Below are 8,635 nucleotides of genomic sequence, written 5' to 3'. Positions count from 1 at the left end.
GCCGCGTCGGTGCCCATGCTGCCCATTGCAAAACCGATGTCCGCGCGGGCCAGCGCCGGTGCGTCATTGATGCCGTCGCCGGCCATGCCCACGACCGCCCCGCTGGCCGATAGGCGGTCTACCGCCTGCAGCTTGTCTTCCGGCAGCTGGTCGCCGCGCGCCTCGGTGATGCCGGCCTGGCGGGCTATGGCGGCCACCGTATGGGGGTTGTCGCCCGACAGGATCAGCGTGCGCACGCCCAGGGCGTGTAGTTGTCGGATGGCGGCCTGGCTGTCGGGCTTGATGTGATCGGCGACAGCATACAGCGATAGCACCTGCGTGTCGCTGGCCAGCAACACCACCGTCTGGCCCTGTTGTTCAAGGTGCGCCAGGCGGGCCTCCAGGGCGGGCGAGCACAGGCCCCGTTCGTGGATCAGCCGGTGATTGCCGAGCCAGTAGGCCTGCCCGCCGATGTCTGCGCGTGAACCCCGCCCGGGCAGGGCCTGGAAGCCGGTCACCGCAAGCGGGATGCCATCCCTGGGCTGGTCGGGCTGGTTGCGCAGACCGGCGGCCACGGCGCGGGATACGGGGTGATCCGACGCGTCTGCAATGGCCAGGGCAAACCGGTGCGGGTCGGCTGCGCTATCGCCCAGAATCGCCACGCTGGCCAGCGCGGGCTGGCCGCGGGTGATGGTTCCGGTCTTGTCCAGGGCCAGCCAGCGGATCTGGCGGCCGAGCTCTAGATAGCTGCCCCCCTTGACCAGCACGCCATGGCGTGCCGCCGTCGCCAGGCCGCTCACGATGGTGACCGGCGTCGAAATGACCAGCGCGCAAGGGCAGGCGATCACCAGCAGTACCAGGGCCTTGTAGACCCAGTCGTACCAACCGCCCAGGCCCAGCAGCGGCGGCAGCACGGCCACGCCCAGCGCGAACAGCACGACCAGCGGCGTGTAGACGCGTGCGAAGCGGTCGACGAAACGCTGGGTTGGCGCCCGGGCGGATTGCGCGGATTCGATGGCCCGGATGATGCGTGCCAGCGTGGACTCTGCTGCCAGGCTGGTGACCCGATATTCGAGCGTGCCGCTGCCGTTGATGGTACCGGCGTAGACGGGGTCTCCGGGGGCCTTGTCCACCGGCAGGCTTTCACCCGTGATCGGAGACTGATCGATGGCGGATTGGCCGGCCACGATGTCGCCATCGAGGGCAATGCGCTCGCCTGGCCGGACCCGTACGAGATCGCCCAGCAGAACCTTCGCTGCCGCGATTTCGAGCCATTGGCCGTCGGCCTGCAGGACGGCCGCATGATCGGGGCTGAGCTGCATCAGGCCCTGGACTGCGCGCCGCGCCCGGTCGAGGGACAAGGCCTCGATGCGTTCAGCAAGCTCGTACAAGACCATGACCATGGCCGCTTCTGCCCACTGCCCGAGCACCAGGGCCCCCGTGACGGCGATGCTCATGAGGGCATTGATGTTCAGCTGGCCATGGCGCAGGGCCGTCCAGCCCTTGCGGTACGTGCCCAGGCCGCTGCCGGCCACCGCCAGTACGGCCAGCACGGCCGGCACCCACCAGGGTGCCGCCAGCCAATGGGCGGCTTCCGCCGCCAGGGCGGCCACGCCGCTGGCGATCAGGGGCCACCAGCGTTTGGGGGTCTCGGGTGGCATGGGATCATCCGATTGCTCGGGCGTGAAGCCCAGTGCGCGGATGGCTGCCAGAATGTCGTCCAGGGCCCCAGGCGCATGCCGCAAGGTCAGGACGCGCGCGATCAGGTTGAATTCGAGCGCCTGTACGTCGGCCCGCGGCTCGAGCGCCTGCCGGATCAGGGCGGCCTCGGTCGGACAATCCATCTGGCGGATGCGCAATTGGGTGCGCCATGCGCCGTCTTCCTGGCGCGGTGGATCGAGTGCGGACACCGGTGCCGCGTCCGCGGCAGCGCTTGCGCAGCAGGCGGCGTCCTCTTGCGCATGGCTGCCCTCGTGGGGATGCGCGTGGGCATGCCGATGGGGATTTGCGTGGCCCTGATGCATGATCAGACTGGATCGAAGTGGGTCATGACGTCGAGCACGGGGAGATCGGCCATGACGCGCCGGCGAGCCTCTACTGCGATGGCATGACCCGCCTCTATGGTGAGCTGGCCGTCCATTTCGATGTCGACCTCGACCCAGATCATGTCACCCATCTTGCGTGTGCGCAAATCGTGGATGCCCTGAACCCCGGGGGTTCCCAGAATGCGCTCGCGTATGGCGTTCTGGGTGTCTTCGTCGACTGCCCGGTCGACCAGGTCGTTGAAGGCCTGCCAGGAGAATTTCCAGCCCATGCGCAACACCATCAGGCCGACGACCAGGGCGGCGAGCGGGTCAGCCAGCGGCAGCCCCGACAGGTTGGCGCCGATGCCCAGCGCCACCACCAGCGACGAGGCGGCGTCGGAGCGGGCATGCCAGGCGTTGGCCACCAGCATGGTGGAGCGCACGCGCCTGGCCACGTGCAGCAGATAGCGAAACAGCAGCTCTTTCGCCATCAGGGCCATGAGCGCGACATACAGCGCGACCTGGTGTACGGTCGGGATGAGTTCCGGCGCTTGCAGGCGTTCGGCGCTGCGCCACAGCATGCCCACCCCCACGACGGCCAGTAGCACGCCCACGGCCAGTGTCGCTGCGTTTTCGAAGCGCAGGTGCCCATAATGATGATCGTCGTCCGGGCCTTTGTTGCTGTGCTGGTTGGCGATCAGCACGACGCCGTCGGACACCAGGTCGGACAATGAATGAATGGCGTCTGCGATCAGGGCCTGGGATTGCGCAAACACACCGATGATCATTTGCAGCACCGTGAGTGCGATATTGACCCAGACGCTGATCCAGGTGCTGCGATGCGCCGCTTTCTGACGTTCTCCCGGCTCGGGGAAGGCATAGGGGGACGGGGACATGGAGACAGTATAAAGGCCTCGGTTGCAGAATACTTACGTTACACTTGGCGGGTTCTTGACTTGGGTCCAGTGGGCTTGCACATGCGTACTGCTTTGGTCAAAGGCCGGGTATTCCACTGGCTGAAGAATTTCCCCTGGCACTGGCTGCTTGCCCTTCTGGTGGCATGGGCGGGGCACCTCTTCCTGCGGCCCGCCTGGGGCATGCTGCAGGGCCATGATCTGCTGGATGCATTCTTTGCCAGCGATGGCGAAGCGGTGGCACGTTATCTGCAGACGGGCGGGGCCACCCACGTTTCACGCGTCATGCTGGGGCTGGTAATTCAGCTCATGGCCATTGGCCTGCTGGCGCGCGCGCGCATTGCCTGGGCCATGAGCCTCGTGCTGCTGCTGGCCATGGTGACGTTCCTGGTTCGGGTGGATGCGGGTCCCGCCGGCCTGATTGCCCTGGGCGTGGTGCTGATCGGCCTGTTGCTGGCCAAGTGGCAGCATTTCGACCGGGCCAGCCTGGCGGCCGGCAGCCTGTTTGCCGCATTGGCCCTCAGTTGCCTGCTGGTTTATTCGGTGTTTGGCAGCCTGTACCTGGGCGATCAGTTTTCACCGGCGATCCTGGATCCGGTCACTGCGTTTTATTTTTCCCTGGTGTCCATGTCGACGGTGGGCTATGGCGACATCGTGCCCAAGGGGGACGCGGCGCGCATGTTCACGCTGTCGGTGGTGATGCTGGGGATCACGCTTTTTGCCACTTCGCTCAGCGTGGTTGTCGGGCCCCTGGTCGGGGGCAACATCCGGCGGCTCCTGTATGGGCGCATTTCACACGTCATGAGAAAAAACCACATCATATTGGCCGGCAGCGGCTCGCTGGCCCTCAGCGTATACCAGGCGCTGATCCAGCGAGGCCACGAAGTCACGGTGATTCAGGGGCCGGGGGATCCGGGCATCTTTCCGGCGCAGGCCGACATCCTTCAGGGGGATGCCAGCGATACCGAAGTACTGCGCCGCGCGGGTGGTCGCGATGCCCGCTACGTGCTGGCGCTGCGGCCCGAAGACGCCGAAAACGCGTTCATCATCCTAGCGGCCAGGGACGTCATCGGGTCCGGCACCAAGCTGGTGGCGCTGGTCAATGCGCCAGTGCACCTTGACAAGGTACGGCACGTCAACCCCGATATCGTGATTTCGCTGCAGGCGCTGGGGGCCGAGATCCTCGCCCGCACGCTCAGTGGCGAGCCGATCGATGACGCGCTCATCAAGCATTTGCTGTTTGGCGAGAAAGCCCCCGCCTGACGTCTCGGCGCGGCCGGGCCCCGCCGTGCATGGGGCCATGGGCCCATGCGGCCCCCGGGCCTAGCGCACCCGCAGCCCGGGTTCTGCACCCGGCCAGGGTTCGAGCACGTACAGCCCCGGGTGGGTTTTTTCGTCGGCGTGGCTGGCGGCCAGCACCATGCCTTCGGATTCACCGAAACGCATCTTGCGGGGCGCCAGATTGGCGACCACCACCGTCATCTTGCCGATCAGGTCGGCCGGCGCGTAGGCGGACTGGATGCCCGAGAACACCTGCCGCAGGCGGCCTTCGCCGACGTCGAGCATCAGGCGCAGCAGCTTGTCCGAGCCTTCTACTGGCGTACACTCGACGATGCGCGCCAAGCGCAGGTCGATGCGCGCGAAATCCTGAATGGTGATGGTCTCGGCGATGGGTTCGCCGCCGGGGGCCACCACCGGCTCGGCCGGTGGCTCGAAGAGCGCATCGAGCTGGGCGGGGTCGACCCGCTGCATCAGGTGCTTGAATGGCTGGATGTGCGTGGGCAGCCGGCCCGCGTCGGCCCAGACGAAACCATGATCGAGGCCGAACAGGTCGCGCGCCACGCGCGCGCTCAGGGCCGGCAGTACGGGGGTGAGCATCACGGTCAGTGCCTGGAAACCCGCCAGCGCCCGCGAGCAGATGTCCTGGAGCTGCCGCTTTTGCGCGTCATCGGCGTGGGCCAGGCCCTTGGCGAGCACCCAGGGTCGCGCGCCGTCGAACGCCTGGTTGATCTGGTCGGCCTGCGCCATGATGCGGCGGATGGCACGGCCGTAATCCCGTGCTTCGAAGTCGGCCTGCACCTGGTGCGCGCTGGCTTGCAGCGCAGCCTGCAAGGGGGCGACGTCGGCCGCAAAACCCAGTTGCCCGTCGAAGTGGCGGGTAATGAACGAGGCGGCCCGGCTGGCGATGTTGACGTACTTGCCGATCAGGTCGCTGTTCACCCGTGCAATGAAATCATCCGGGTTGAAATCGACGTCTTCGACGTGGGCATTGAGCTTGGCGGCCATGTAGTAGCGCAGCCATTCGGCATCCATGCCGATATCCAGGTAGCGCAGTGGTGAAATGCCTGTGCCGCGGCTTTTGGACATTTTTTCGCCACTGACCGTGATGAAGCCGTGCACGTGCAGCAGGTCCGGTACCTTGCGGCCGGAAAAATGCAGCATCGCGGGCCAGAACAGCGCATGGAAATAGACGATGTCCTTGCCGATGAAATGGACCTGTTCGATCGGGCTGTCGGGGGCCGTGAGGGCGTCGAAATCCAGCCCGAGGTTGCGGCAGTGGGCCATGAACGATGCCAGGTAGCCAATGGGCGCATCGAGCCAGACATAGAAGTATTTGCCCGGCGCATCCGGGATGGGGATGCCGAAATAGGGTTCGTCTCGGGAAATGTCCCAATCGGCCAGGCTCGCCTGCGCCCCGTCGCTTTCGGCCCCCAGCCACTCGCGTGTCTTGGCCAGTACTTCGGCCTGCAGGCGCGGGCTGCCGTCGGCGCGCTGGCCGGTGGTCCATTCTTGCAGGAAGGCCGCGCAGCGGGGATCGGACAGGCGAAAGAAGAAATGTTCGGAGCGGCGCAGCTCGGGCCGGACCTGCGTCAGTGTGGAGTAAGGTTCGATGAGCTCCGTGGGCTGGTAGACTGCGCCGCAGACTTCGCAGGAATCGCCGTATTGGTCTTTGGCGTGGCAGCGGGGGCATTCGCCCTTGATGTAGCGGTCGGGCAGGAACATGCCCTGTACGGGGTCATAGAACTGCTCGATTTCGCGCTTGTCGATCAGCCCCGCGTGCCGGAGCGCGCGATAGATGCCCTGTGACAGGGCCACGTTCTCGGGCGAGTCTGTGCTGTGCCAGTGATCGAACCGGATGTGGAAGCCATCAAGGTATTTGGGGCGTTCCGCGGCATAGCGGGCCACCAGCGCCTGTGGAGTGATGCCCTCTGTTTGCGCTTTGAGCATGATGGGTGCCCCATGGGCATCATCGGCACAGACGAAATGAACGGTGTGGCCGGCCATGCGTTGTGCGCGCACCCAGATGTCGGCCTGGATGTATTCCATGATGTGGCCGATATGGAACGAGCCGTTCGCGTAGGGCAGGGCGGTGGTGACGAAGAAGGTGCGTGGCATGAGGTGGTGCTGCTTGGGGCAAAACCCCCATTTTAGGGGATTTCACGCATCTCGATATCGACCACGTCGGGCTTCTGGCCGTGGGCTTTGCGGGCTGGCCACGGCGCGGCGCCTGGCGACATGGGCGCGCGCCGGCGTTCGGCCCAGTAGGCCTTGACGCCGAAAGGGCGGCCCTGCAGCCGGGCGACGATGTACAGCACACCGATCGCCAGCAGGGTGGAGACCATGAAGACCGTGGCCATGATCAAGCCAAAAAAGGCGAGGATCACGAACAGGATGGCGCGCAAGGTGTGTCGGATGAAGTTCATGCGGAAGGTCTCCGGCCTGAAAAAATGGTCGATGCTGTGTCAATATTGGGGGCAATCGGCGGATTACCAGAGGAATCCGTTAAGCTTTCAGTTTTAGGAATCTTCAAGCGACCCCTCCATGAGCACCACGATACAGGATATTCGCCAGTTATTGTCGCGGGTGGCGAACCCCGATACCCACAAGACCCTCGCCGTGACCGACGACGTTCTGCAGATCAGGCCGCGCGGCGATGCTTTCGATCTCACTGTAACCCTGGGTTATCCCATATTCAATGGCGAGGCCGCCCTGGCCAAGACCCTGCGCGAGACCCTCGAGGGCGCCGGCATCACCGTGGGCACCCTGGATTTCCGCTCCCGGGTGGCCACGCATGCCGTGCAGCGTGGCTTGCGCCCGCTGGATACGGTACGCAACATCATTGCGGTGGCATCGGGCAAAGGGGGGGTGGGCAAGAGTACCACGGCCGTCAATCTGGCCCTGGCCCTGCACGCGCAGGGGGCGCGTACCGGCCTGCTGGATGCCGACATCTACGGCCCCAGCGTGCCCATCATGCTGGGTCTGTCGGGCAAGCCCAAGAGCGTGGATGGCAAGAGCATGGAACCCATGGTCGGGCATGGCCTGCAATCCAATTCCATCGGTTTCCTGATGGAAGACGATGGGCCCGCCATCTGGCGCGGGCCCATGGTCACGCAGGCCCTGACTCAGTTGCTTTCCCTTACAAAATGGAACGATCTGGATTACCTGATCGTGGACATGCCGCCCGGAACAGGCGATATTGCCCTGACCATGGCACAAAAGGTGCCGCTGGCCGGCGCGATCATCGTGACCACGCCGCAGGATCTCGCGCTGGCCGATGCGCGCAAGGGGTTGGTCATGTTTCAGAAGGTGGATGTTCCCGTGTTGGGCATCGTGGAAAACATGTCGATGCACGTCTGTTCGCAGTGCGGTCACGTCGAGCCCATTTTTGGCCAGGATGGCGGTCGGCAGCTGGCCGCCCACTATCACTTGCCGTGGTTGGGGGCCTTGCCGCTGCAGCTCGACATCCGCGAGCAGACCGATTCGGGCCGGCCCAGCGTCGTGGCGAACCCAGACGGCGAGGCCGCGGCACTGTACCACGGCATCGCCCGGCAGTTGGCCATCATCGTGGCGGGCCAGCCGCTGGACGATTCCGGTATCCGGCCCCGCGTGGTCGCTCGTAAAACTTGAGGCGGCGAGGCGTGTGGCGCAGTCTTTGGGGGGTGGGCTGTCTCTATGCGGGCTGGGCGCTTGCAGCCCAGCCTGTGGTCATCGTGGATCCCGGTGGTGCGCCGCCAGAAGTGTTGCAATCCATTACGGATTCGCTGGATGCCATCACGCGGCTGGCCGAAGACCAGGACGTGCGCGAAGTCTCCCGGCTGCGTCGGCGCGCCTGGGACGCCACCCAGGCCGCACTGCGCACCCAGGGGTACTTCGATGCGACCGTGGACCTAGAGGCGACCGAAGCCCAGGATGATCAGCCCGAGTACTGGGACATCACCATCGAAACCGGCGAGCGGACCGAGGTGCGGCAGGTCGGCTTGTCGTTTGCCGGGGCCATCATGGGCGAGCCGTGGGCCGGGCGGCGTTCCGCGCTGCGATCTGGCTGGGCGCTGCAGCCTGGCATGCCTTTCATCAATGACGAATGGAGCAGCGCCAAGCAGCGGCTGCTGGATCAGATCGCGCACCAGGATTTTTATTATGCCCGGTATGGCCAGACGCAGGCGCAGATCCATCCCGAAGAGGCACAGGCCGATCTCGTCCTCGAGGTCGACAGCGGGCCGCCGGTGCGCATGGGCGAGCTGCAGGTGCTGGGCCTGAAGCGGGTGCCCGAGACACTGGTGCGCCGCTACGTGCGGTATGAGCCCGGCCAGGCCTACGACCAGGCCCTGCTCACCGAATGGCAGCAGGCCCTGCAGGACACGCAGTTTTTCAGGGGGGCTTTCGTGACGCTGGATGATGGCTCCCAACCCGCGGCGGGTTCGCCCGATGCGCCGCCGG

Annotated in this window: 6 protein-coding genes and 1 pseudogene; 3 read left to right on the top strand and 4 right to left on the bottom strand. The window is 65.5% G+C overall.

Annotation, left to right across the window (positions count from 1 at the left end; translation table 11 throughout):
* Both WCZ84_RS12955 and WCZ84_RS12950 read right to left on the bottom strand, forming a co-directional pair.
* A partial coding sequence (locus WCZ84_RS12955; RefSeq protein ID WP_372686696.1) for a heavy metal translocating P-type ATPase occupies positions 1 to 2,141 on the bottom strand: 2,141 nt, incomplete at its 3' end.
* Positions 2,069 to 2,899 (bottom strand): annotated as a pseudogene (locus WCZ84_RS12950) (cation diffusion facilitator family transporter); the annotation flags it as partial. The gene WCZ84_RS12955 and the pseudogene WCZ84_RS12950, both read right to left, overlap by 73 nt.
* A gap of 81 nt (positions 2,900 to 2,980) precedes the next feature.
* Between WCZ84_RS12950 and kch the strand changes: the two are divergent.
* Positions 2,981 to 4,180, top strand: a complete 1,200-nt coding sequence (gene kch, locus WCZ84_RS12945; RefSeq protein WP_372686695.1) for a voltage-gated potassium channel protein — start codon at positions 2,981 to 2,983, stop codon at positions 4,178 to 4,180.
* Between the two features lie 60 nt (positions 4,181 to 4,240).
* Here the strand turns inward: kch and metG are convergent, their stop codons facing one another.
* Together metG and WCZ84_RS12935 are read right to left on the bottom strand one after the other, a co-directional pair.
* A complete protein-coding gene (gene metG, locus WCZ84_RS12940) occupies positions 4,241 to 6,313 on the bottom strand; it encodes a methionine--tRNA ligase (protein WP_372686694.1) in 2,073 nt (690 codons plus the stop codon).
* A 32-nt stretch (positions 6,314 to 6,345) separates the two neighbouring features.
* Positions 6,346 to 6,621 (bottom strand): hypothetical protein, encoded by a 276-nt coding sequence (locus WCZ84_RS12935; RefSeq protein WP_372686693.1) that lies wholly within the window; start codon positions 6,619 to 6,621, stop codon positions 6,346 to 6,348.
* A 118-nt stretch (positions 6,622 to 6,739) separates the two neighbouring features.
* Here WCZ84_RS12935 and apbC point away from each other — a divergent pair, with 118 nt between their 5' ends.
* Both apbC and WCZ84_RS12925 read left to right on the top strand, forming a co-directional pair.
* The gene (apbC, locus tag WCZ84_RS12930) at positions 6,740 to 7,825 is read left to right on the top strand and encodes an iron-sulfur cluster carrier protein ApbC (protein WP_372686692.1); all 1,086 of its coding nucleotides are present in this window, start codon (positions 6,740 to 6,742) and stop codon (positions 7,823 to 7,825) included.
* Between the two features lie 11 nt (positions 7,826 to 7,836).
* A partial coding sequence (locus tag WCZ84_RS12925; protein WP_372686691.1) for an autotransporter assembly complex family protein occupies positions 7,837 to 8,635 on the top strand: 799 nt, incomplete at its 3' end.

This window comes from Castellaniella sp. (assembly GCF_041675725.1).
Classification (GTDB): Bacteria; Pseudomonadota; Gammaproteobacteria; order Burkholderiales; family Burkholderiaceae_B; genus Castellaniella.
Note: the sequence above shows the minus strand (reverse complement) of the source record. Positions and strands in the feature narration are given on the sequence as shown.